The organism is Streptomyces spiroverticillatus (assembly GCA_014650415.1).
GTDB classification, from domain to species: Bacteria; Actinomycetota; Actinomycetes; order Streptomycetales; family Streptomycetaceae; genus Streptomyces; species Streptomyces spiroverticillatus.
In genome coordinates this window covers 462,071-484,237 of record BMUX01000001.1, presented here as the reverse complement: position 1 = coordinate 484,237, position 22,167 = coordinate 462,071, and the positions used below count along the sequence as shown (strand labels likewise).

General features: G+C 70.8%; 21 protein-coding genes and 1 pseudogene. 16 read left to right on the top strand and 6 right to left on the bottom strand.

From position 1 onward, the window contains the following. The first annotated feature begins 49 nt into the window (after positions 1–49). From IE269_RS02225 to IE269_RS02200, 7 genes are all read left to right on the top strand, one after another. Positions 50–1,096 (top strand): BMP family lipoprotein, encoded by a 1,047-nt coding sequence (locus IE269_RS02225; protein WP_189820942.1) that lies wholly within the window; start codon positions 50–52, stop codon positions 1,094–1,096. 273 nt (positions 1,097–1,369) lie between these two features. Further along, positions 1,370–3,058: an ABC transporter ATP-binding protein gene (locus IE269_RS02220; RefSeq protein ID WP_189821355.1), complete on the top strand. Its 1,689-nt coding sequence runs from the start codon at positions 1,370–1,372 to the stop codon at positions 3,056–3,058. Further along, entirely contained in the window at positions 3,055–4,176 is a 1,122-nt protein-coding gene (locus tag IE269_RS02215) for an ABC transporter permease (protein ID WP_189820941.1), read from the top strand. The genes IE269_RS02220 and IE269_RS02215 overlap by 4 nt, the downstream gene beginning before the upstream one ends. Beyond that, a complete protein-coding gene (locus IE269_RS42930; protein ID WP_438817520.1) occupies positions 4,173–5,453 on the top strand; it encodes an ABC transporter permease in 1,281 nt (426 codons plus the stop codon). The genes IE269_RS02215 and IE269_RS42930 overlap by 4 nt, the downstream gene beginning before the upstream one ends. Continuing rightward, positions 5,450–5,857 carry a cytidine deaminase gene (locus IE269_RS02210; RefSeq protein ID WP_268253585.1) on the top strand — a complete coding sequence of 136 codons (408 nt, stop codon included), beginning with the start codon at positions 5,450–5,452 and terminating at the stop codon, positions 5,855–5,857. Before IE269_RS42930 ends, IE269_RS02210 begins: the two co-directional genes overlap by 4 nt. 111 nt (positions 5,858–5,968) lie before the next feature. Further along, a complete protein-coding gene (locus IE269_RS02205; protein WP_189820940.1) occupies positions 5,969–6,529 on the top strand; it encodes a hypothetical protein in 561 nt (186 codons plus the stop codon). Between the two features lie 229 nt (positions 6,530–6,758). Then, positions 6,759–7,184 (top strand): hypothetical protein, encoded by a 426-nt coding sequence (locus IE269_RS02200; RefSeq protein WP_189820939.1) that lies wholly within the window; start codon positions 6,759–6,761, stop codon positions 7,182–7,184. A gap of 491 nt (positions 7,185–7,675) precedes the next feature. On the opposite strand, the gene IE269_RS02195 is transcribed toward IE269_RS02200, so the two are convergent. Both IE269_RS02195 and IE269_RS02190 read right to left on the bottom strand, forming a co-directional pair. Continuing rightward, entirely contained in the window at positions 7,676–7,975 is a 300-nt protein-coding gene (locus tag IE269_RS02195) for a DUF397 domain-containing protein (protein ID WP_229897409.1), read from the bottom strand. Continuing rightward, positions 7,975–8,862 carry a helix-turn-helix domain-containing protein gene (locus tag IE269_RS02190; RefSeq protein WP_189820938.1) on the bottom strand — a complete coding sequence of 296 codons (888 nt, stop codon included), beginning with the start codon at positions 8,860–8,862 and terminating at the stop codon, positions 7,975–7,977. Before IE269_RS02190 ends, IE269_RS02195 begins: the two co-directional genes overlap by 1 nt. A 359-nt stretch (positions 8,863–9,221) precedes the next feature. On the opposite strand from IE269_RS02190, the gene IE269_RS02185 reads away from it, so the two are divergent. Next, positions 9,222–9,461, top strand: a complete 240-nt coding sequence (locus tag IE269_RS02185) for a hypothetical protein (protein ID WP_189821395.1) — start codon at positions 9,222–9,224, stop codon at positions 9,459–9,461. Then, positions 9,422–9,820: a hypothetical protein gene (locus tag IE269_RS02180; protein WP_189820937.1), complete on the top strand. Its 399-nt coding sequence runs from the start codon at positions 9,422–9,424 to the stop codon at positions 9,818–9,820. The genes IE269_RS02185 and IE269_RS02180 overlap by 40 nt, the downstream gene beginning before the upstream one ends. Positions 9,821–10,095: 275 nt before the next feature. On the opposite strand, the gene IE269_RS02175 is transcribed toward IE269_RS02180, so the two are convergent. Then, a complete protein-coding gene (locus IE269_RS02175; RefSeq protein WP_189820936.1) occupies positions 10,096–10,854 on the bottom strand; it encodes a MerR family transcriptional regulator in 759 nt (252 codons plus the stop codon). A gap of 321 nt (positions 10,855–11,175) precedes the next feature. Here IE269_RS02175 and IE269_RS02170 point away from each other — a divergent pair, with 321 nt between their 5' ends. From IE269_RS02170 to IE269_RS02140, 7 genes and pseudogenes are all read left to right on the top strand, one after another. After that, the gene (locus IE269_RS02170) at positions 11,176–12,453 is read left to right on the top strand and encodes a thymidine phosphorylase (protein ID WP_189820935.1); all 1,278 of its coding nucleotides are present in this window, start codon (positions 11,176–11,178) and stop codon (positions 12,451–12,453) included. A 219-nt stretch (positions 12,454–12,672) separates the two neighbouring features. Further along, positions 12,673–14,112, top strand: a complete 1,440-nt coding sequence (locus IE269_RS02165; RefSeq protein WP_189820934.1) for a hypothetical protein — start codon at positions 12,673–12,675, stop codon at positions 14,110–14,112. Positions 14,113–14,181: 69 nt separating this feature from the next. After that, positions 14,182–14,829, top strand: a complete 648-nt coding sequence (locus tag IE269_RS02160) for a response regulator transcription factor (protein WP_268253584.1) — start codon at positions 14,182–14,184, stop codon at positions 14,827–14,829. A gap of 92 nt (positions 14,830–14,921) precedes the next feature. Continuing rightward, entirely contained in the window at positions 14,922–15,725 is an 804-nt protein-coding gene (locus IE269_RS02155; protein ID WP_189820933.1) for an ABC transporter ATP-binding protein, read from the top strand. Next, positions 15,719–17,056 (top strand): FtsX-like permease family protein, encoded by a 1,338-nt coding sequence (locus IE269_RS02150; RefSeq protein WP_189820932.1) that lies wholly within the window; start codon positions 15,719–15,721, stop codon positions 17,054–17,056. Before IE269_RS02155 ends, IE269_RS02150 begins: the two co-directional genes overlap by 7 nt. Beyond that, the gene (locus tag IE269_RS02145) at positions 17,053–18,351 is read left to right on the top strand and encodes a sensor histidine kinase (RefSeq protein WP_229897406.1); all 1,299 of its coding nucleotides are present in this window, start codon (positions 17,053–17,055) and stop codon (positions 18,349–18,351) included. Before IE269_RS02150 ends, IE269_RS02145 begins: the two co-directional genes overlap by 4 nt. A 31-nt stretch (positions 18,352–18,382) precedes the next feature. After that, positions 18,383–18,622, top strand: a pseudogene (locus IE269_RS02140) (STAS domain-containing protein); the annotation flags it as partial. A 39-nt stretch (positions 18,623–18,661) separates the two neighbouring features. Here IE269_RS02140 and IE269_RS02135 read toward each other — a convergent pair. From IE269_RS02135 to IE269_RS02125, 3 genes are all read right to left on the bottom strand, one after another. Further along, entirely contained in the window at positions 18,662–19,765 is a 1,104-nt protein-coding gene (locus tag IE269_RS02135) for a sigma-70 family RNA polymerase sigma factor (RefSeq protein WP_189820931.1), read from the bottom strand. A 133-nt stretch (positions 19,766–19,898) separates the two neighbouring features. Next, complete coding sequence (locus IE269_RS02130) at positions 19,899–20,618, bottom strand: L,D-transpeptidase family protein (protein ID WP_189820930.1); 720 nt, start codon at positions 20,616–20,618, stop codon at positions 19,899–19,901. Positions 20,619–20,821: 203 nt separating this feature from the next. Continuing rightward, positions 20,822–22,141, bottom strand: a complete 1,320-nt coding sequence (locus IE269_RS02125; RefSeq protein ID WP_189820929.1) for an MFS transporter — start codon at positions 22,139–22,141, stop codon at positions 20,822–20,824. Positions 22,142–22,167 lie beyond the last annotated feature (26 nt).

Here is a 22,167-nt window from a genome sequence, read left to right as displayed (position 1 = left end):
GAAACCAGCGCCGGACAGAGGCGCTTCGGTCAGGTTGAAGGAGCGTCCCGTGCGCCGGGTATCCAAGATCGCTGCTGCGAGCATCGCCACTGCGGCCCTCGCTTTCACCGCCACCGCGTGTGGCGAGTCGTCCACCGGGGGCTCCGGCTCCGGCGATGGTGGCGGCAAGCTCAAGATAGGCATGGCCTACGACGTCGGCGGCCGTGGCGACAACTCGTTCAACGACTCCGCCGCGCGCGGCCTGGACAAGGCCAAGAAGGAGCTCGGCGCCGAGACCAAGGAGCTCACCGCCAAGACCGGTGAGACCCCGGCCGACCGCGAGCAGCGCCTCGCGTCGCTGGCCGAGGGCGGCTTCAACCCCGTCGTCGCCGTCGGCTTCGCGTACAAGGACGCCCTGGACAAGGTCGCCAAGAAGCACCCGAAGGTCACCTTCGGCCTGGTCGACTCGGTCGCCGAGGCGAAGAACATCAACAACATCGTCTTCACCGAGGAGCAGGGCTCCTACCTGGCGGGCGTCGCCGCGGCGAACAAGTCCAAGGACGGCAAGATCGGCTTCATCGGCGGCGTCGACATCCCGCTGATCAAGAAGTTCGCCGCGGGCTTCCAGCAGGGCGTCAAGGAGACCAAGCCGGACGCCACCGTGCAGATCCAGTACCTCTCCTCCGGCTCGGACCTCTCCGGCTTCGGCAGCCCCGACAAGGGCAAGGAAGCCGCCAAGGGCATGCTCGACAAGGGCACCGACGTGATCTTCGCGGCCGCGGGCGGCTCCGGCGCCGGCGCCATCGAGGCCGTCGCGGGCAAGAAGGGCACCTGGGCCATCGGCGTCGACTCCGACCAGGCGCTCGACCCGTCGCTGTCGAAGTACAAGGAGTCCATCCTCACCTCGGTCGTCAAGAACGTCGACGCCGGTGTGTTCGAGCTCGCCAAGTCCATCAAGGACGGCAAGCCGAAGACGGGCACCTCGACCTACTCCCTCGCGGAGAACGGCGTCACCCTGACCACCACGGGTGACCACCTGAAGGACGTCCAGACCAAGCTGGACGAGGCGAAGAAGAAGATCGTGGACGGCACCATCAAGGTCAAGTCCACCCTCTGAGCCATCGCTTGAGGACGGGGCCCGAAGAGTTGCTTCACGCGGCTCGTCGGGCCCCGATTCCTGTGCCCGGGCGGAAGTCACCCCGCCGGGCAACCGGAATCAGCCCTGCCCCGCTTCACTTTTGAGCAAGGCTGCTTCACAATTCGGCGTAGCTACGCGCGTAGCACGCGCGGTGCGCGGTAACTTTCCCGCCACACCCCTTCACGCCGTACAGCGTCGTCCGTACGAACCCCTCGCCTCAGCTTCTTCGCCTCCTGCCTAGGAGAGTGCGCCATCAAAGCGTCCAGCAGTCCCCACGCCGCCTCCCGAGCCGCCGACAGCACGCCCGCTGTAGAGCTGCACGGCATCACCAAGCGGTTCCCCGGTGTCGTCGCCAACCACGACATCGCCATCACCGTGCGCCGCGGCACCGTGCACGCCCTCGTCGGTGAGAACGGCGCGGGCAAGTCCACCCTGATGAAGATCCTCTACGGGATGCAGAAGCCGGACGAGGGCACCATCGCCATCGACGGCGAGCAGGTGTCCTTCAACAGCCCCGGCGACGCCATCGCCCGCGGCATCGGCATGGTGCACCAGCACTTCATGCTCGCGGACTACCTCACGGTCCTCGAAAACGTCGTGCTCGGCTCGGAGAAGCTGTACGGCATCGGCGACAAGGCACGCGCCAAGATCAAGGAGATCTCCGACGCGTACGGGCTGAACATCAGGCCCGACGCCGTCGTCGAGGACCTCGGCGTCGCCGACCGCCAGCGCATCGAGATCCTCAAGGTCCTCTACCGCGGCGCCCGCACCCTGATCCTGGACGAGCCGACCGCCGTCCTGGTCCCCCAGGAAGTGGACGCGCTCTTCGAGAACCTGCGCGAGCTGAAGTCCGAGGGCCTGACCGTCATCTTCATCTCGCACAAGCTGGGCGAGGTGCTGTCGGTGGCCGACGACATCACGGTCATCCGACGCGGTACGACGGTCGGCACCGCCGACCCGGCGAACACCACCCCCAAGCAGCTCGCCGAGCTGATGGTCGGCAGCGAGCTGCCCTCCCCGGAGACCCGCGAGTCGACCGTCACCACGACGCCGATGCTCACCGTCTCCGACCTGAAGCTCAGCGCGATCGACCCGGACGGCGTCGCCCGCTCGGTCCTCGACGACATCGCCTTCACCATCCACAAGGGCGAAGTCCTCGGCATCGCCGGCGTCGAGGGCAACGGCCAGGCCGAGCTCGTCGAGGCCATCATGGGCATGCGCACCCCGGACGCCGGCGCCGTCACCCTCGACGGCACCGACATCTCCACCACGCCCACCCGCAAGCGGCGCGAGGACGGCATCGGGTACATCCCCGAGGACCGCCACAAGCACGGCCTCCTCCTGGAGTCCCCGCTGTGGGAGAACCGCATCCTCGGCCACGTCACCGAGAAGCCCAACAGCAACAAGGGCCTCCTGGACCTCAAGGCCGCCCGCGCCGACACCCAGCGGATCGTGCGCGAGTACGACGTCCGCACCCCGGGCATCGACGTCACCGCGGCCTCCCTCTCCGGCGGCAACCAGCAGAAGCTGATCGTCGGCCGCGAGATGAGCCACAAGCCGAAGCTGCTCATCGCCGCCCACCCCACCCGTGGCGTGGACGTCGGCGCGCAGGCGCAGATCTGGGACCAGATCCGCGAGGCCCGCCGCGACGGCCTGGCCGTCCTCCTCATCTCGGCCGACCTGGACGAGCTGATCGGCCTCTCCGACACCCTGCGGGTCATGTACCGGGGCCGTCTGGTCGCCGACGCCGACCCGGCCACCGTCACCCCCGAGGAGCTGGGCTCCGCCATGACCGGCGCGGCCACCGGCCACCTGGAGGCCTCCGCCGAGGACCTGGCCCAGGCCCAGGCCGAGGCAGCCGCCGGACGCGAAGACGCCCCCGGCACCGTGACCGGTACCGCCCCCGACACCGACCCCCGGACTGGGGGAGAGGACCGATGAAGAAGTTCGACAAGGAGCGGTTGCTCCTGGGACTCGCGGCCCCGCTGCTCGCGATCGTGGCCGCGTTCCTGGTCACCGCCGTGGTGCTGCTCGCCACCGGCAAGGAGCCGTTCAGCGCCTTCGGGATCATGTTCGACTACGGCGTCAAGTCCGACAGCCAGGTCTACATCCTGAACAAGGCCACCACGTACTACCTGGCAGGTCTCGCGGTCGCCGTCGGCTTCCGCATGAACCTCTTCAACATCGGCGTCGACGGCCAGTACCGCCTCGCGGCGTTCTTCGCCGCAGCGGTCGGTGGCGCGCTCACGCTCCCCGGCTTCCTCCAGATCCCGCTGATCATCCTCACCGCGATGATCGTCGGCGCGATGTGGGCCGGTATCGCCGGTGTCCTGAAGGTCACCCGGGGCGTCTCCGAGGTCGTCTCGACGATCATGCTCAACATGATCGCCACCGCGATCATCGGCTACCTCCTCCAGCAGGGCCGCCTCGGCCACCTGGACAGCGCGGGCACGAAGGTCGCCACCAAGCCGCTGCCCGAATCCGCGCACTTCTTCTCCTTCACCACGCAGCCCGACGCCGACCCCATCTGGGGCTTCATCGTGATCGCCGCCATCGCGGGCGTCGCGTACTGGTTCATCCTGTCGCGCACCCGCTTCGGCTTCGACCTGCGCACCGTCGGCGCCTCCGAGTCGGCGGCCGACGCGAGCGGCGTCAACGTCAAGAAGATGGTCATCACCTCGATGCTCATCTCCGGCCTCGTCGCCGGTCTGATCGGCATGCCGACCCTCCTCAACGACTCCTACGAGTACGGCGGCGACTTCCCGACCGGCATCGGCTTCACCGGCATCGCCATCGCCCTCCTCGGCCGCAACCACCCGGTCGGCATCGCGCTGGGCGCCCTCCTCTGGGGCTTCCTGGAGCGCGGCACCGGCAAGCTCGAATTCGAGGGTTACGACAAGGAGATCGTCGGCGTGATCCAGGGCGTCATCGTCCTGTGCGTCGTCATCGCGTACGAAGTCGTCCGCCGCTACGGCCTCAAGCGCCAGCAGCGCCAGGTCGGCGCGAAGCTGGCCGCCCAGGCCGCCAACAACTCCGAGAAGCAGGAGGTGTCGGCGTGAGTACGGCGACTCCCACCCCGGCGCCCAAGAAGCAGGGCCCGGTGAAGGCGGCGGCGTCCCGCCTCACCTTCCCGATGGTCCTCCTGATCATCGCGGGCGGGCTCGTCGCCCTGTCCGCCGTCCGCGCCATCACCGGCGCACAGGACATCACCGCCGCCGGCCAGATCGGCGCGGCGCTCTCCATGGCGGTCCCGATCGGCCTCGCCGGTCTCGGCGGCCTGTGGGCCGAGCGCGCGGGCGTCGTCAACATCGGCCTCGAAGGCATGATGATCCTCGGCACCTTCTTCGGTGCCTGGGCGGGCTGGCAGACCAGCCCCTGGATCGGTGTCCTCGCGGGCGTCGTCGGCGGCATGCTCGGCGGTCTGCTGCACGCCATCGCGACCGTCACCTTCGGTGTCGACCACATCATCTCCGGCATCGCGATCAACATCCTGGCGCTGGGCTTCACCACCTACCTCGCCAAGCTGTGGTTCAACACCGGCAAGGCGCAGGCGGCGGGCGGCAGCCCCAAGCAGTCCCCGCCGGCCGAGAGCATCGACACGGTGACGATCCCCGGTCTCTCCGACTGGCTGCACTCGATCGAGACGCACCACTGGTTCTTCATCTCGGACCTGGCGGGCATCCTCGGCGGCCTGGTCACCAAGGTCTCGCTCCTGACGATCGTCGCCGTCCTCCTCTTCGCCCTGACCTTCTGGGTGCTGTGGAAGACCTCGTTCGGCCTGCGCCTGCGCTCCTGCGGCGAGAACCCGATCGCGGCCGAGTCCCTCGGCGTGAACGTCTACAAGTACAAGTACATCGCCGTGATCGTCTCGGGCGGCATGGCGGGTCTTGGCGGTGCCTTCCTCTCCCTGGTCACGTCGCACATCTACAACGAGGGCCAGACCGGCGGCCGCGGCTACATCGGTCTCGCCGCGATGATCTTCGGCAACTGGCGTCCGGGCGGCCTCGCCATGGGCGCGGGCCTGTTCGGCTTCGCCGACGCGCTCCAGCTCCGCAACGGCGGCTCCTCCGTCCACGCGCTGCTGCTGCTCCTGGTCGTCCTCCTGGTGGGCCTGGCCCTGTGGAAGGCGTACAAGAAGGCGTACATCGCCGCCGCCATCTCCGCCGTGATCGCGGCGGGCATGCTGGTCTGGTACCTGGGTACGGACACGGTCCCGACCGAGTTCGTGAGCGCGACCCCGTACGTCGTGACCCTCCTGGTCCTCTCCCTGTCCGCCCAGAGGCTGCGCATGCCGAAGGCCGACGGAATGCGCTATCGCAAGGGGCAGGGCAAGTGACGACGACCGCGCCGGTCCCGCCGGTCGACTGGGAGAAGCTGCGGGAGTCGGCCCGGGACGCGATGTCCCGTGCGTACGTCCCGTACTCGAAGTACCCGGTCGGCGCGGCGGCCCTGGTCGACGACGGCCGCACGGTGTCCGGCTGCAACGTGGAGAACGCCTCCTACGGCCTCTCCCTGTGCGCCGAGTGCGGCCTCGTCTCCGCCCTGCACGCTTCGGGCGGCGGCCGCCTGACGCACTTCACGTGCGTGGACGGCACCGGCCAGACGCTGATGCCGTGCGGCCGCTGCCGCCAGCTGCTGTACGAGTTCGGAGGCCCGGAACTCCTCCTGGAGACCACGACCGGTGTCCGCACGCTCGGCGACATGCTGCCGGACGCTTTCGGCCCGCAGCACCTGGCCTGACCTCACCGGCGACCCACCGCCGCACCCGAACCCCCCGACCCGCCTCAGCGGGCCGGGGGGTTCGTTGCGATGATGACGCGCTCTCCTGTGACCTGCGGAAAGAAGCACGACATGACCACCCACCGGCCACCCGCGCCCCGCAGACGGGCGAGACCCGCCACCCTCGGCCTGACCGCCCTCGCCTGCGCCGCACTCGCGCTCTCGGGCTGCACGGCAACGGCAGAGAAGGACTTGACCGACAGCACGGACTACGACAACCACAACCCCCTGCGCGTCGTGGGATTCCCGAGCACGGGCACCCTCCGCACGGTGCAGCGAGTCGTATGGCGGCTCGCCGACGGTGACCCCGACGGATTGGCCGAACTGGCGATCAAGGACGACGGGGCCGAGAACGAATCACCGGAGAAGACCGCCCAGAACTGGGTCGACGCTTTCGGCGAGGGCGCGCGGGGAAAGGTGACGGCGGACTTCTACGGTGACGGTTCCTACCGCACCGCAGTGGTCCTCTACTTCGAGAAGACGAAGCAGATCAAGCAGATCCTCGTCCGGGTCGGCTCCGACGACGAATGGGGCGTCCGGCTCGCCGAGCCGGACCCCGCCAAGGTCAAGGAGAACCCCTCGTGGGTGCCCCGAACCCCGGGCGCGACCGGCTCCGGGGCCGACCCCCAGTAGGAAGGCATCCGGGGTGCCTGCACCGGGACCTTGGTCCCCCGGGAAGAGTGGCTTAGGGCGGGCCCACGCAGGCCCGGCGGCGGTGCCCGGCGGGGCGGGCGACGCGAAGAATGGGAGGGCCAGCAGGCCCGGTCCCACAGCCCATGCCCCCACACGTCCGGGCCCCACCCCTCCCCGCGATGAGGCCCCCGTGCTCGACGCCGCACTGCACGTACCGCACCCTCTGCCCGTGTCGCACGCACTGCACGTGCCGTCCGCAGCGACCGCGGAGCTCGTCCTCCTCGTGCTGGGCGCCCTCATCGGTGTCTGGCTGCTCGTCGGTCTGGCCTTCGCCGGGGCGCGGTCCTGGCGGCACCGGGCCGCCGCCTCGGACGTCTACCCGGGCAGTGCCGCCCACCTCGCCGCCCTGTCGAACCCGCAGTCCTCACCGGCCGCGTGGCGCGAACACCGCCCCACCCACCTCACGGCCCTGCCGGAAGCGGTCCCCACGACGGCCGAATGGCGGGCGATGAGCACCGCCCAGCAGGCCGAGTGGGACGCCGAACGCCTCCACGCGGAACGCGCCCGCGCGGCCCGCGCCGAGGCCCTCGACCTCCGCCGCCGCGCCCTCACGCACGCCCGCTTCGACCCGGAAGCCACCCCGAAGGCCGGCTGACTCTCCCTGCGATCTCGGAGGCGGAGTGTTACGCGCTGGCGGAGGTGGCGGGGGAGTGGTTCCGGCGCGGGGCGAGCGAGACTCAACTCGTCTACGGGATCACCCTGTTGATGCCCTCGCAGATCACCCATCCCTTCGGCTTCGTGCAGTCGCGCCTGCTCGCCAAGCTGCCCCCGGAGCTTCCCGCGACCCCGCCCGGCGTCCCCATGACGGAATGCCTGGGCTGCGGCGCGGCCGGCCGCCCCGACGAACTGCCCGGCGGCCTGTGCCGCCCGTGCCGGAGCACGGAGCCCGTACGGTGCGGGGTGCGCGGGGGTTGCGGACGCGCTTCCTGTACGGACCCCACGTGCGGCCCCTCGCCGAAGACTGTGCGGGGTCGTGCCGCCCGCATCCGCCGGGAAATGCGGAACCGCCGCGAACGGGGCGGCCCCGGCATGCCCCCGCCGCGCCGGTCGAGGCGGGGGCGTAAGCGGAGGTAGGGGCCCGGCTCCCTATACGGCGCGGGGGAGCCCGGCGACGAACGCGGTCCAGACCTCGGCGCGTACGACGAAGGCGGGGCCGTCCGGGACCTTGGAGTCGCGTACGGCCATCAGCGTGCCGTCCGCGAGGTGCGCGCCTTCGACGCAATCCCCGCCCTGGTCGTTGCTGTGGCTGGACTTGAACCAGTCCAGGCCGCGCACGGCGTCGGCGCACAGGCGCGCGCCTTCGACGCAGTCGCCGCCCTGGCTGTTGCTGTAGCTGGACTTGAACCAGGCAGCACCGCTCAAGGTTTCCGCGTTCGTGATCTTCACTAGCTGTGCTCCTCGATTGCTCTCTTGATCATGTCCAGGGACTCGTCAGGCCCTGCGGCGATCGCACTGAGGTCCGCGAAGGCTTCCTCGTACTGCTGGATGGCGTCAGTTTGACGGATCACCCAGGTCGATGCGCGGTTCTCCAGATATACCAGCGGCTTGAGCGCCGTACGTGGCGGGAAGTGCAGCACGGAGAACTTCCCGTCCATGCCTGGGTGCGCACCCGCCGCGAAGGGGACGATCTGGATGCGGACGTTTGGATGGGCCTCCATGACGTGGGCGATGTGCGTCAGTTGCTCACGCATCAGGGCGTGGGAGCCGATCACCCGGTGCAGGACGGCCTCGTTGATGATCGCCGTGTACTTGAGCGGCGAGCGCTTGCGTCGCAGGACCTCCTGTCGGGTCATGCGGATCTTCACCACCTTGTCCTTGTCCTCCGGCCACATCCGCCGGTGCGCGGGCTTGGAGATCGCGCGGACGTACGCCTCGGTCTGGAGCAGTCCGGGGACGAACTCCGCCTCGTACGTCTGGAGTACGGACGCGGTGGATTCGAGGCCGAAGAAGGCGCTCGCGCCGGGCTGGATGACCTCGCGGTTCTCCCGGGTGTCCCACCAGTCCGTCTTGGTCTTGGTGACCTTCGCGTACCCGACGAGACGCTGCTTCTGCTCGGGCTCGGCCCCGTACGTGTCGCAGAGGGCGATCACGACGGAGGGTTCGACGATGGTGTTGTCGCCCGACTCCAGCCGGGAGAGTTTGGACGGGCTCCAGATCAGCTGTTTGCACACGGTCGCGGCCTTGAGGTCCATTGCCAGTCGCATCGCTCGGAGTTCATTGCCGAGCTGAAGGCGGCACAGGGTGGGGCTTGCCGCCTCCGGGTCGAAGCTCATTGCTGTCCCCTCTGCGTTGTGTTCAGTCTGATGGGGAACGTTCCGCCGACGCAAGCAACGTTGCGCGAAATCGTGGAACGTTGCGCGCTGTGGCGTGAACTACCGCTCTGAGCTGGGGGGTTGGGAGGGTAATTTGAGCGGTGAAATTGCCTTCTCCTCGATACACGTTAGCCAGCGCGGTGCCACGCTTGGTCCAAGTCGCCGAATTGGTGCGGGATTCTTCTTTGGCGTGCGCCTATTGCCGTTGCCAACATCCGCACCCGTCACACCCGGAACTCCGGTAACGCGTCCGCCCACCTGGCGAGTGCCTTTCCGAATGCGGGTGCGATGCGAGGCATCGGAGCGGAAAGGACGCAGCAATGAAGGCGTGGAGCAATGAGGAGCGCGGGCGCGAAGCGGGCGGCGGCGGCCCGGAGGCCGAGGAGCCCCGCACGCTGATGACCCTGCGGGTGTCCCGCGATTCGGGCCGCACGTGGTCGGCGGAGGAGGTGGTCCGGGAGGGGGACCCGGTGGCGATCCTGGAGAACCCGGTCCGCTTTCCGGCCTGCGGGTGCGTGCGGTGCGTGCGCCCGGCCCGTTCGATGCGGCCGGCCGTCTGATGCGCTGCACGGACCGGGTGGAACTCCCGGACGTACTGGTGGAGAAGGCCTCCGCGCGCTGCGGTCAGCCGCTCGCGGACGGTTGGGTGCGCTGCGACCTGTCCGAGCATGAGGAGGGCGAGCACTTCGGGCTCATCGACTCGCTGCACCGGGGCTATGCGCTGTGGGCCAAGTGGGCTGATGCGGAGGTGGAGTTGGCGGAGCTGGGGGACTGCGACGTGACTCAGCCCGCGCCCGCGCGGGACGGGTGCTGCCTGTTCGCGGGGCACGGGGGTGGGCACACGTGGGAGTCACCTGGGGGTGAGGGTCGGCACCCGGTACCGGGGCGGGTTTCGCCCCGGCCCCGCCCCTTCACCTAAAGCGCTCGCCGCGCGGCTGGGTGGGTGGCTGGTCGCGCAGTTCCCCGCGCCCCTGGATGCCTGCGGCATCATTCAGCCCGTCCGGCGTTTGAGGACGCGCGGGCGCAGCCCGTGCAGGGGGCAAGGGGCGTAGCCCCATCACGGACACCAGCCCACCAACCGTCCCGCAGGGTTTAGGTGAAGGGGCGGGGCTGGGGCGAAAACACCCCGGTTCCGGGGTGCGGCACACGACCGACCGCCCCCGAGGGCGCCCCCGGGCGGCGGTCGGTCAGGACTCAGGCCAGCCGGCCCGCCGCGTACGCCTCGATGGCGTCACGCTGGTAGGCCGCCAGGCCGGGGGCGATGGCCTCGTACGCCGCCCGCCACGTCTCGTTGTCGACGACGGAGCGGCCGATGGCCCGGTAGCCCTCGGCGGAGACCGCGCGCAGTTCGGTCAGCGTCCGGTACTGGGCGTCGATCTCGGCCTGGACCGGGTCGGCGTCGGCCGGGTGGCCCGCCGCCATCAGTTCGGCCAGCCGGATCATCTGCGCGGTACGCGCACGGTGCGCGGCGTCCGCGTCGGACTGGCTCATCGCGTCGGCACGGCGGCCGACCGCTTCGGCCAGTTCGGGGAAGGCGCGCATGTTGTCCTCGTACTGGGAGGGCTGAACGCCCTCGAAGAGGTTCTCCGGTCGGTTGATGGTCATGGGACTGCCGTCCTTCCTGGACTGCTCCAGTTCGGCGATCGTGCGGGAGACGGTGCGGGCCAGCGCGTCGAGCCGGTTCCGTTCGGCGAGCAGGCGCTCACGGTGGCCGCGCAGGGCGTCCACCTCGTCGACCTGCTCCGACAGGATCCGGCCGATCTCCGGCAGCCCGACGTCCAGCGCCCGCAGCACGAGGATCTGCTGCAGCCGCAGGAGTTGGGGCTCCGCGTAGTAGCGGCGTCCGCCCACCCCGATCCGGGCCGGCGGCAGCAGACCCGTCTCGTCGTAGTGGCGAAGAGTCCGCGCGGTGACGCCCGACATCCGGGCGACCTCCTCGATCGGCCAGTCCATCGCCACTCCCTGCACATGTGTGTCGCCGGGCCGGTTTCTCCGGCCCTGTTCACGACGGTAGGAACTGCCGCAACGGCAACTGCAACCCCGCGAGCCAAGTTCCTCCGGCGGGCCCCCGGTAGCGCCATACTCCGGCCCGGAGGACGGCCCCGCCACCACCCGACCCGGGAGAGGAGGCCGCCGGCCGCTCCCCGCGCCCCCCGTCGGCCAATTTGTTGCCTGCCCTGGCTTCCCACCCGGCGTGACGCGCGTAGATTTATCCGTACAGCCGTACCAAGAGCCGTACCAACCAGCCGTAGCCGTACCCCTGGAAGGAACCCCATGGACGTCATCTCCGTCATCCGCACCAAGCGTGACCGCGGCGAGCTGAGCCCCGAGCAGATCGACTGGGTCATCGACGAGTACACGCGCGGCGCGGTCGCGGACGAGCAGATGTCCGCGCTCGCCATGGCGATCCTGCTGAACGGCATGAACCGCACCGAGATCGCCCGCTGGACGGCGGCCATGATCGCGTCCGGCGAGCGCATGAACTTCGACGCCCTCTCCCGGCCCACCGCCGACAAGCACTCCACCGGCGGCGTCGGCGACAAGATCACGCTGCCGCTGGCCCCGCTGGTGGCGGCCTGCGGTGCGGCCGTGCCGCAGCTCTCCGGCCGGGGCCTCGGCCACACGGGCGGCACGCTCGACAAGCTGGAGTCGATCCCGGGCTGGCGCGCGCTGCTGTCGAACGCCGAGATGCTGGACGTACTGGAGTCGACCGGCGCGGTGATCTGCGCGGCGGGGGACGGCCTCGCCCCGGCCGACAAGAAGCTGTACGCGCTGCGCGACGTGACCGGCACGGTCGAGGCGATTCCGCTGATCGCGTCGTCGATCATGTCGAAGAAGATCGCCGAGGGCACGGGCTCGCTCGTGCTCGACGTGAAGGTCGGCTCCGGCGCGTTCATGAAGAACATCGAGGACGCGCGTGAGCTGGCGTCCACGATGGTGGGCCTCGGCACCGACCACGGCGTGAAGACGGTCGCGCTGCTGACGGACATGGCGACGCCGCTGGGTCTGACGGCGGGCAACGCCCTTGAGGTGCGGGAATCGGTCGAGGTCCTGGCGGGCGGCGGCCCGGCGGACGTCGTCGAGCTGACGATCGCGCTGGCCCGCGAGATGCTGACGGCCGCCGGGCTCCCGGACGCCGACCCGGAGAAGGCGCTGCGCGACGGTTCCGCGATGGACGTGTGGCGGCGCATGATCCAGGCGCAGGGCGGCGACCCGGACGCGACCCTTCCGGTGGCGCGCGAGCAGCACGTCATCAACGCGTCCTCCTCGGGCGTGCTGACCAAGCTGGACGCGTACGCGGTGGGCGTCGCGGCCTGGCGGCTCGGCGCGGGCCGCGCGCGCAAGGAGGACCAGGTGCAGGCGGGCGCGGGCGTCGAGCTGCACGCCAAGCCGGGCGACAAGGTCGTCGCGGGCCAGCCGCTGATGACGCTGCACACGGACACCCCGGAGAAGTTCGCGTACGCCATCGAGGCGCTCGACGGCGGCGTGCTGACGGCGCCCGAGGGCACGGACTTCGTACCGTCGCCGATCGTGCTGGACCGCATTGCCTGAGGCAGTGCGGCCGTGAGGTGAGGCCGCGGGAGCGGTGAGTGACGGGCGAGGCCGGTGCGTACGTGCGCCGGCCCCGTCCGCCGTTCCCCGGCGTTTCGGGCGGGCGCGCATGGAACGCATACTCACACGTACGCGTGTTCCTCTACGGGACGCGCAATCGAGCCGTGAGTTGCCCGACCCACGCCGAACCGAACCGCACGCCGTCGCAGGAGTACGCCCATGACCGTCGCGCCCCCGCCCCGGCGGACCGCGCAACAGCCCGCCGTACCGGCCCAGCGGAAGCCCTCGGGCGGCCCTCGGGCGGGCTCCGGCGCGGGCCGCCCGGGGAAGCGGCTGCCGCAGCGGATCCTGCGCCCGCTGTCCCGGCTGGACGGCACGGACCGCGACGTGCTGTGGCTGTACCTCTTCACCCGGATCGGGCTGTGGATCACGTCGTACGCCGTGGCCTGGGTTTTCCCGAGCGACGGGAACGCGAAGGAGGCGCGGTCGGCGCTGTCGCGGTGGGCCCAGTGGGACTGGACCCACTTCCTGCACATCGCTCAGGAGGGCTACTTCCCCGAGGGGACGGGACCGGGGTCCGGCCCCGGCTCGGAGGGCTGGGACAACCGGGAGGCCTTCTTCCCCGGCTTCCCCCTCCTCCTGCGCGCCGTGCACGTCGTCGTCCCGAACTGGACCCTCGCGGGGCTGCTGATCTCGTTCGTGTCGGGGGCGGTGGCGGTGCTGGCGCTGGTGCGGATAGCGCGGCTGGGGATGCCGGGGGAGCGCAGTGCTCTCGCTTTGGAGCGGCGCTCCGGGGCGGGGGCGGGGACGCGTTCCGGCTCGGGCAAGAGCACTGCTCTCACTTCGAAGCAGCGCTCCGGCACGGCCGCAGGCACACGCTCCGCCGGCCCCCGCGAGAGCACCGCTCCCGTTCTGGGGCAGCGCTCCGTCCTCTTCCTCCTCCTCTCCCCCTGCGCGGTCTTCCTCGCCGCCGGATACACCGAAGCCCTCTTCCTGGCCTTCGCCCTGCCCGCCTGGCTCGCGGCGCAGAAGCAGCGCTGGCTGCTGGCCGGTGTCCTGACCGCGCTGGCCACCACCGTCCGCATATCCGGCCTCTTCGTCGCCGCCGCCATCGGCGTCCACTTCCTGATCACCGCCTGGCGGGCCAAGGACGCCCGCACCTGGCGCGGCCTCCCCTGGACCCTCCTCCCGGCCCTCCCGGCCCTCCTCTACAGCGGCTACCTCTTCAACCGCACCGGCGACTGGATGGCCTGGAAGCACGCCCAGGAACGCGGCTGGTACCGCACCTTCCACCCGCCGTGGGAGGCCTGGAACACCACCTGGCACGCCGCCTTCGACGGCACGTACAGCACGGGCTACGCCTTCATGTGGCAGGCGGAAATGGTCGCGCTCGTGATCGGCGTGGCCCTCCTGATCACGCTCATCGCCCTCCGCCGCTGGCCCGAGGCCGTCTACATCGGCCTCAGCCTCTGGGCCCTCGCCACCTCCTACTGGCTGACCTCGGTCCCCCGCGCCACCCTCCTGTGGTGGCCCCTGTGGACCCTCCTGGCCGCATGGAGCGTGCGCAGGCCACGGGTGAAGACGGCATATGTGGCGCTGGCCGCACCCCTGATGGTCCTGTTCGCCGCGTCGTATCTGAGCGGCCGCTGGACGGGCTGACCGGCTGCGAGCGAAGCTCTGGGCGAGTGGTGTGATGTGGGTGGCGGACAGTTGAGCAGGGGGCGCGCAGTGCGAGTGGTCATCGCCGAGGATTCGGTCATTCTCCGTGAAGGCATGGTGGAGTTGCTGACCGCCCGCGGCTGCGAGGTACTCGCCACCGCGGGTGACGGGGACGAGCTGCTGTCGGCGGTTGCCGAGCACCTTCCGGACGTCGCCGTGGTCGACATCAGGATGCCCCCGACCCATACCGACGAGGGCATCCGGGCAGCCGTGCGACTGCGCGCCGACCACCCGGGCGTGGGCGTCCTGGTCTTCTCCCAGCATGCCGTTCCCTCCCTCGCGGCCCAGTTGCTGGCGGGGGACCCGTCGGGCGTCGGCTATCTGCTCAAGGAGCGCGTCTCCGCCACCGCCGACTTCATCGAGGCTCTGCGCCGGGTCGCGGCCGGCGGCGTGGCCCTCGACCCGCTGATCGTCAGCCGGATGCTGAGCAACGGGACCCGCCCGCTCGACCGGCTGACCGCCCGGGAGCGGGAGGTGGTGGACCTGATGGCGCAGGGGCACTCGAACCGTTCCATCGCCGGGCGGCTCGTCATCTCGGAGCGGGCGGTGGAGAAGCATGTCGCGTCCGTATTCCTGAAGTTCGACCTGCCGTCGACCGACGCGGACAACCGACGGGTCAAGGCCGTGGTGACGTACTTGCAGGAGGTCGGCCCCTAGCCCGCGCAGCGGCAAGGGGGGCGGATATCCGAACCCTCGGAACGGGCGCTACCCCCGTGGTCCACGGGCCTGCTGAGAACAAGAATCGAAACATGTCACCGACCACCGATGTTCCCGCCCGCTTCCCGGCCACAGCGGACCCCGCCCTGCCGCAGAGCCCGAACCCGCGACCTGGGCTGGGGCTGCGCGCCGAGAACCTGCGCCGTTCGTACGGCCGTGGCCGTGAGGCCGTCCACGCGCTGCGCGGCGTCGACGTCACCTTCGCCCCGGGCACCTTCACCGCGGTGATGGGCCCCTCCGGATCGGGAAAGTCGACACTGCTGCAGTGCGTCGCGGGAATGGACCGGCAGACCTCCGGAACGGTCCACTGGGGGACCACGGAGATCACCGCGCTGCCCGAGCGGCGGCTGGCCCTGCTGAGGCGGGCGGACGCGGGCTTCATCTTCCAGTCGTACAACCTCATGCCCGCCATGACGGTCGAGCAGAACGTCAGCCTGCCCGCCCGGCTCGCGGGCGACCGGATCGACCGGGCGGCGGTGGCCGAGGCCCTTGACCAGGTGGGGCTCGCCGACCGCCGCAAGGAGCGGCCGGGGCGGCTCTCCGGCGGCCAGCAGCAACGGGTGGCGGTGGCGCGGGCGTTGTACACCCGGCCACGGGTCCTCTTCGCCGACGAACCCACCGGTGCGCTCGACCGGGCGAGCGGCCTCCAGGTGCTGCGGCTGCTGCGCGCGGGCGTCGAGCACGAGGGGCGCACCTGTGTGATGGTGACGCACGACCCCGTCGCGGCGAGCTTCGCCGACCGGGTGGTCTTCCTCGCCGACGGGATGGTCGTCGAGGACCTGCTCCGCCCTTCCGCCGCCCGGATCGCCGAGCAGCTGAGCGGGTCGGCATGCTGAAATTCGCGTTCGCGGGCCTGCGGGCCAAGCCCGCTTCCTTCGCGGGGCTGGCCGTGGCCCTGCTGCTGGCCGTCCTCGTGATCACCCTCTTCGGCTCGCTCGTCGTCACTGCCCTCGGTGGGGGCGGGGACGAGCGACTGGCGATGATCGGTGGTGCGTTCGGTGAGATCGCGATGCTGATGGCGCTGTTCGTGGTGGCCAACACCCTGGCGTTCTCGGTACGGCAGCAGGCCCGCGAGCTGGTGCTGCTGCGGACCAGCGGGGCGACCCCGGTGCAGATCAAACGGCTGATCCGGCACGAAGTGCTGCTGGTGACCCTCCTCGTCTCGCCGCCCGGGTGGCTGCTCGGCGGCTGGGGTGCGCGACGGTTCCTCGCGGAACTGGTCGCCCGGGACCTCGCTCCGGCCGGTGCGCTCGTGCAGTGGTCCCCGTGGCCGCCGCTGGCCGGGACGGCGGTGACGCTGCTCGTCGGGGTCGGCGCGACGAAGATCGCCGTCCGGCGGGCCGTCGGCGGCAGGCCGTCAGCGGCGATGGCGCAGACGCGGGAAGAAGGCCGAACGGGGTGGCTGAGGGGACTCCTCGGCCTGCTCGTCATCGGCGGGACCGTACCTCTCCTGGTTCTCACCACTCGCCAACCCCTGGACAAGGCGGCCCAGTTGGCCCTGCTGGGATCGCTGCTGTGCATGACGGCGGTCGGCCTGCTCGCGCCTGTCCTGGCCCGGCCGGCCGTGACCCTGCTCGGGCTGCCGTTCCGGCTGGCGGGCGCCCGGCACCGGGGTGACGGCGGGGGCGCGCTCGCCGCCGACAACCTTCGCGGGAACGCCCACCGGCTTTCCTCCGCGCTGATTCCGATCGCGCTGCTGGTCGGGCTCTCGACCACCTTCGCCGCCGTCACCGGCACCCTCGAACAGGTGGCCCCGCCCGGGGCGTACGCCGAGAGTGACGCCTGGCTGCGGGGCGTGGAACTGGCCATGCTGGCCGGCTTCGGTGCGGTGGCCACCGTCAACACCCTCGTCTCGCTGACCGTCGCGAGGCGGCGCGAGTACGCCCTGCTGGCCCTGACCGGCGCGACCCGAAGGCAGCTGATGCGGATGCTCGGTACGGAGGCGACACTGACCGCCATGGCGGGAGTGCTGCTCGGGCTGCTGGTGGCGGCCCCCATGAGCATCGCGTTCGCCCTGTCCGCCACGGGCAGCGCACTTCCCGCCGTCCCGCTCCCGTCGGTCGGCCCGCTGGTGCTCGGGGCGGTGGCGCTGACCGTCCTGACCGTCCTGCTCACCGGCACCCGGGCCACCGCGCAACCGGCCGTCGCCGCGGCGGTGACCCCGTGACACGCCACCGGACCGGCGGAGTCCCCACCGGCTCCCGGCGTCCCCTGCCCCGAGTCGCCCTCTTCGTCCTCACCGGTCTTCCGCTCTCCCTCCTCGGCGCCGCCTACGTACTGCTCGTCCTCTACATCGGCGGTCTGCTCTCCCTCACCCTGATCGGCCTGCCGCTGCTCGCGCTCGGCCTGCGCGGAGCCCGTCACCTCGGCAGGGCCCACGCCCGGCTGGTGCGGGCCCTGCTCGGTGAGGACCTCGCGCTCCCGGCGCCCCCGCCGGCCACCACCGGTGCGATTGCCTGGGTGCGCGGCAGCCTGTCCGACCTCACCGCCTGGCGCGGCGTGCTCTACCTGCTGCTCCGGCTCCCGGTCGACCTGCTCGCCTTCGTGGCGACGCTCGGCCTTCCGGCGTTCGGCGTGTGGTCGTTGATCTGGGCGCTGGCCGACGACCAGGCGGCATGGGTCGTGGCAGCCGCCGTCCTGGTCGCACTGGCCGCCGTGGCGCTCACCCCGACGGCCGTCCGTGCGGCGGCGGGGCTGCACCGTCGGCTGGCCCGTGCGCTGCTCGGCCCCAGCGCCTCCCAACTGAGGGTGCGCACCCTCGAACGGGCGCGCAGCACGGCTCTCGCCGAGGGCGACCGCGACCTGCGGCAGGTCGAACGCGACCTGCACGACGGCACTCAGGCCCAGCTCGTCGCGATCGCGATGACCCTGTCCCTGACCGCCGACGCGCTGGCCGACGACGTACGGGAAACGGCCGGAGACGTGGGCGAAACGGCCGGTGGCGCAGGCGAGACGGCCGGTGCCGTGGGCGAAACGGCCGGTGACAAGTCCTTGGACCGGCCCCGTGCCCTCGTCGCCCGCGCCCGCACACAGACCGACGCCGCCATCGCCGAACTGCGCCGCCTCATCGACGGGATCAGCCCCGCCGCCCTCGACCGCGGCCTCCTCGACGCACTTCCGCACCTGACGGACCGGGCCGGGGTGCCCGTCACCCTGGCGGTGGACATGCCGCACAGGCCCGGCCCGGCGATCGAACGCGTCGCGTACTTCTGCGCGGCCGAGCTGCTCACCAACATCGCCAAGCACAGCGGTGCCACCTCGGCGACGGTGGACGTGCGCCTCGTGGACGAGAAGCTGCGCATCACGGTCCATGACAACGGCATCGGAGGCGCCGCGCTGGACAAGGGCAGCGGCCTGCCGGGGCTGCGGGAACGGCTGACGGCGGTCGACGGCACCCTCACCCTCGACAGTCCGCCCACCGGCACGACCACCGTCGTCCTCGAAATGCCCCTCCACATCTGACGGCCGAGCGAGTGCCGGACCCCCGCCTCCGATGAGTTTCGGCCGCCCGGCCGGTCATACCCCCGTGGAAGACTCGACGTACGACCCCATGGCGATCGTCGGCCGCGTCACCAAGGCCGACGTCCCGCCCCTCTGCGAGCGCCTGCACGCCCGCCTTCTCCGTACCGGCGAGACCGAGCTGACCTGCGACGTCTCCGCCCTCACCGAACCCGGGCTGGCCGCCGTCGAGGCGCTCGCCCGGATGCGGGTCGCGGCCCGCAGGCTGGGGTGCCGCCTGATTCTGCGGCACCCCGGCCCCGACCTCCTCGGCCTACTCGACCTTGTCGGCCTCACCTTCGAGACCACCGGGAGCGGCACCAGCACCGGCGGCAGCCGCAGCCGCAAAAGCGGCTTCGAATCCGGAGATCCCCCCGGGAGCCGCGACCGGCCCGGGAGTCCCGTCGGCCTCGATCCGCTCCGGGAGGTCGAAGAGCGGGAACCACCGCTTGGTGTCCAGGAACGTGTTGATGTGCGAGATCCGGCCGTCTGAGATCTCGATGACCTGGAGCGCCCAGGGGAGGAAGATGCCCTGGGGCGTCGGGTGGTACTGCGCGAAGGCCGGCGTCCCGTTGGCGACCGTCGCCAGCATGCGCGAGCCGTTGCACGCGGCGCCGTGCGTGAGCATGAAGCCCGTGATGTCCTCGGCCCCGACCAGCCACAGGTCGAACGGGGGCATGGAGAGCACGGCGTCCTCGTGGAGCAGGGCCGTCAGTGCCTTCATGTCGTAGCCCTCGAAGGCCGCGACGTACCGCTCCAGGAGCTTCTGCTGCTCCTCGTCCATCGGCTTGACGGTGTCCGAGCCGCCCGTCTTGGACTCGGCCAGCGTCGCCCGGGCCCGCTGGAGCGCGGAGTTGACCGAGGCGACGCTCGTCTCCAGCAGCTCCGCGACCTCGCTCGCCTTCCAGGCCAGCACCTCGCGCAGGATCAGCACCGCCCGCTGCTTCGGCGGCAGGTGCTGCAGCGCGGCCACGAAGGCCAGTCGTACGGACTCGCGCGCGACGGCGGTCTCCGCCGGGTCCGCGACCGGGCTGAGCACCCGCCCGTCCGGCACCGGCTCCAGCCACACCGCCTCCGCGTGCGGGTTCAACTGGGCCTGGGCGAGCGGCTTGGGGTCCGTGAAGTCCATCGGCCGGGCGCGCTTCTTGCTGCTGCCCAGCATGTCCAGGCACACGTTCGTCGCGATGCGGTACAGCCAGGAGCGCAGCGAGGAGCGGCCCTCGAAGCGGTCCTGGCTGCGCCACGCGCGCACCATCGTGTCCTGCACGGCGTCCTCCGCCTCGAAGGCGGAGCCGAGCATCCGGTAGCAGAAGCCGGTCAACTCGGTCCGGTAGTCCTCCAGCTGTGCGTCCACACCTGGCGTCGCGACATCACTCACAGGGTCCACCCCACCCGCTCATCCACCCACGTTCCTACTGTGCTGTGGACTTTACGGGAGGGGTCTGACAACGGGAGGGGCAAAGCCGCGAACTCGCCCCGCCCACCGGCCGGTTGTGCGTACGGAAAACGGCTCAGGTCCCCGGCTTGCGGCCGTACACGAAGACGTTGCTGCCCTTCTTCAGCAGCCCCCAGTACTTCTTCGCGTCCTTGGGCCGCATGTTCACGCAGCCGTGCGACCCGGGCGGCGCCGACATCGCGATGCCCACCGAGTGGAAGGCGATGCCCCCGTCGAAGAACTGCGAGTACGGCATCCGCACGTGGTACAGCGTCGAGTAGTGGTTGATGCTGCGCAGATAGACCTTCTTCAGGCCGGTGCGCGTCTCGAACCCGTTGCGGCCCGAGCGGATCGGCACCGCGCCGTACACGACCTTCTTGCCGTCCTGGATCCAGCTCAGCTGCCGGGTGAGGTCGACGCAGGCGATGCGGCCCTTGTTGGTGGGGCACTTGCCCGCCGCGTTCGGGTTCTTCGCGGCCTTCTGCTGGTTGATCGCGTCCATCGCGCGCCAGGTCACAGGACCCGCGTAGCCGATGGCCGGGGTGATGTCGTTCTTCACCTGGAAGCTGCGGATCGCCTTGCAGTCGGCCGCCGACTGCTTGCCGTCCACCTTCAGCTTCAGGAACTTCTCGACCTGCTTCTGGTACGGCCCGGTCTTGGCCGTGCACGAGGCGGCGGCCTGTGCGGGAGCCGCGGCCCCCACCGTCAGCACCGCCGGAATCACCAGCGCGGTGATCCCCACGGCTATGCCCGTACGGGCGCGGAGCGCGGCGCGCACTCTCTTCGAGTCCCCCATGGACTTGTCCCCTTTTCCCTGCGTCCCCTGCCGTGCAGCACGCGCGTGCGTGCCGTACTGCACGTTTCTTGCCCGGTAGACGTCGGGGGAAGCGAATCCGTTGTACCGACAAGGGCGTTGAAGTGTCACGACTTCGTGACAGGGCGCAGAAGCGGAACGGGGGCGCCCGTGAAGGCACCCCCGTCATCCGCTCCGTACGAGAGTCAGGAGCGCGCCGCCACGATCAGCGAGCGCCGCTCGACCCGCGCGCAGCGCGTCCCGTACAGCGTGATCGCGGCGACCCCGACGACGGCCAGCAGGCCGAGTGCGACGGTGCCCTCCCAGCCGCCCGCGTGGAACGCGGTAGCGCCGAGCGTGCCGCCGACGCTGGAGCCCAGGTAGTACGCCGACTGGTACAGCGCGGATGCCTGCGCCCGCCCGGTCTTCGCGGTGTGGCTGACCGAGGAGGAGGCGACGGCGTGCCCGGCGAAGAAGCCCGCGGTGATGAGGATCAGGCCGGACAGGACCCCGGCGAGGGAGTCCGAGAGCGAGAGCAGCAGGCCGAGCGTGGTCGTGGTCACCGCCAGGTACAGGGCCCCGCGCCGCCCGGTGCGGGCGACCAGCTTGCCCGCCGCCGCGGAGGAGACCGTACCCACCAGGTACACGAGGAAGATCGAACCGACCACGCCCTGCGGCAGGTTGAAGGGCGCCTCGACCAGCCGGTACCCGATGACCGTGTAGACCGCGCCGAACACGGTCATGAAGAGCGCGCCGATCGCGTACAGCCTGCGCAGCAGCGGATCGGAGAGGTGCGTGCCCACGGTCTTCGCGAGGGCCTTCGGGTTCAGCGTCCCGGGACGGAAGTTGCGTGCCTTCGGCAGCAGCAGCCGGAAGACGACCGCGCACACCAGCGCCATCAGCGCGACGGCCGCGAGCGCCGCCCGCCAGCCCCACAGCTGCGCGACCCAGCCGGTCACGATGCGCCCGCTCATGCCGCCGATCGAATTCCCCGCCACGAACAGCCCGATCGCCGCCACCAGCGCCTTCGGCCGCACCTCTTCCGCGAGGTACGCCATCGCCGACGCGGGGAGCCCGGCCAGGGCCGCACCCTGCACGGCACGCAGCGCGATCAGCCATCCGACGTTCGGCGCGAGGGGTACGAGCAGCGCCACCACGACGGCCACCACGAGGGAGTACGTCATGACCGTACGCCGGCCGAACCGCTCGGAGAGCGCGCTCAGGGGGAGTACGAACAGGGCGAGCGCGCCCGTCGCCGCCGAGACCGTCCAGCTCGCCTGCGCGGCAGTGACGTCGAGCCCGGCGGAGATCGCGGGCAGCAGCGCCTGGGTGGAGTAGAGGAGGGCGAAGGCCGCCATGCCGGCCGCGAAGAGCGCGAAACTCATCCTGCGGAAGCCGGGGGAGGAGGGGGCGAGCCGGGTGTCGACGGGCTCACTCGCCACGGGAGTAACTGAGGAATCAGAGGCAACGGGAGAATCGGCGCCCACAACTACAGGTATGGACGCCGTGGTACTGGCGGAAGGCATGCCTGAAACCTAGACCTGGCCTTCTC

What these genes read in the sequence shown, in the direction of transcription:
- IE269_RS02130 (WP_189820930.1), bottom strand. Translation starts at nt 20,618, where the DNA reads ATGGGGGACTCGAAGAGAGTGCGCGCCGCGCTCCGCGCCCGTACGGGC.
- IE269_RS02150 (WP_189820932.1), top strand. Translation starts at nt 15,719, where the DNA reads ATGCTGAAATTCGCGTTCGCGGGCCTGCGGGCCAAGCCCGCTTCCTTC.
- IE269_RS02170 (WP_189820935.1), top strand. Translation starts at nt 11,176, where the DNA reads ATGGACGTCATCTCCGTCATCCGCACCAAGCGTGACCGCGGCGAGCTG.
- IE269_RS02185 (WP_189821395.1), top strand. Translation starts at nt 9,222, where the DNA reads ATGAAGGCGTGGAGCAATGAGGAGCGCGGGCGCGAAGCGGGCGGCGGC.
- IE269_RS02165 (WP_189820934.1), top strand. Translation starts at nt 12,673, where the DNA reads ATGACCGTCGCGCCCCCGCCCCGGCGGACCGCGCAACAGCCCGCCGTA.
- IE269_RS02125 (WP_189820929.1), bottom strand. Translation starts at nt 22,141, where the DNA reads ATGCCTTCCGCCAGTACCACGGCGTCCATACCTGTAGTTGTGGGCGCC.
- IE269_RS02215 (WP_189820941.1), top strand. Translation starts at nt 3,055, where the DNA reads ATGAAGAAGTTCGACAAGGAGCGGTTGCTCCTGGGACTCGCGGCCCCG.
- IE269_RS02190 (WP_189820938.1), bottom strand. Translation starts at nt 8,862, where the DNA reads ATGAGCTTCGACCCGGAGGCGGCAAGCCCCACCCTGTGCCGCCTTCAG.
- IE269_RS02205 (WP_189820940.1), top strand. Translation starts at nt 5,969, where the DNA reads ATGACCACCCACCGGCCACCCGCGCCCCGCAGACGGGCGAGACCCGCC.
- IE269_RS02155 (WP_189820933.1), top strand. Translation starts at nt 14,922, where the DNA reads ATGTCACCGACCACCGATGTTCCCGCCCGCTTCCCGGCCACAGCGGAC.
- IE269_RS02175 (WP_189820936.1), bottom strand. Translation starts at nt 10,854, where the DNA reads ATGGACTGGCCGATCGAGGAGGTCGCCCGGATGTCGGGCGTCACCGCG.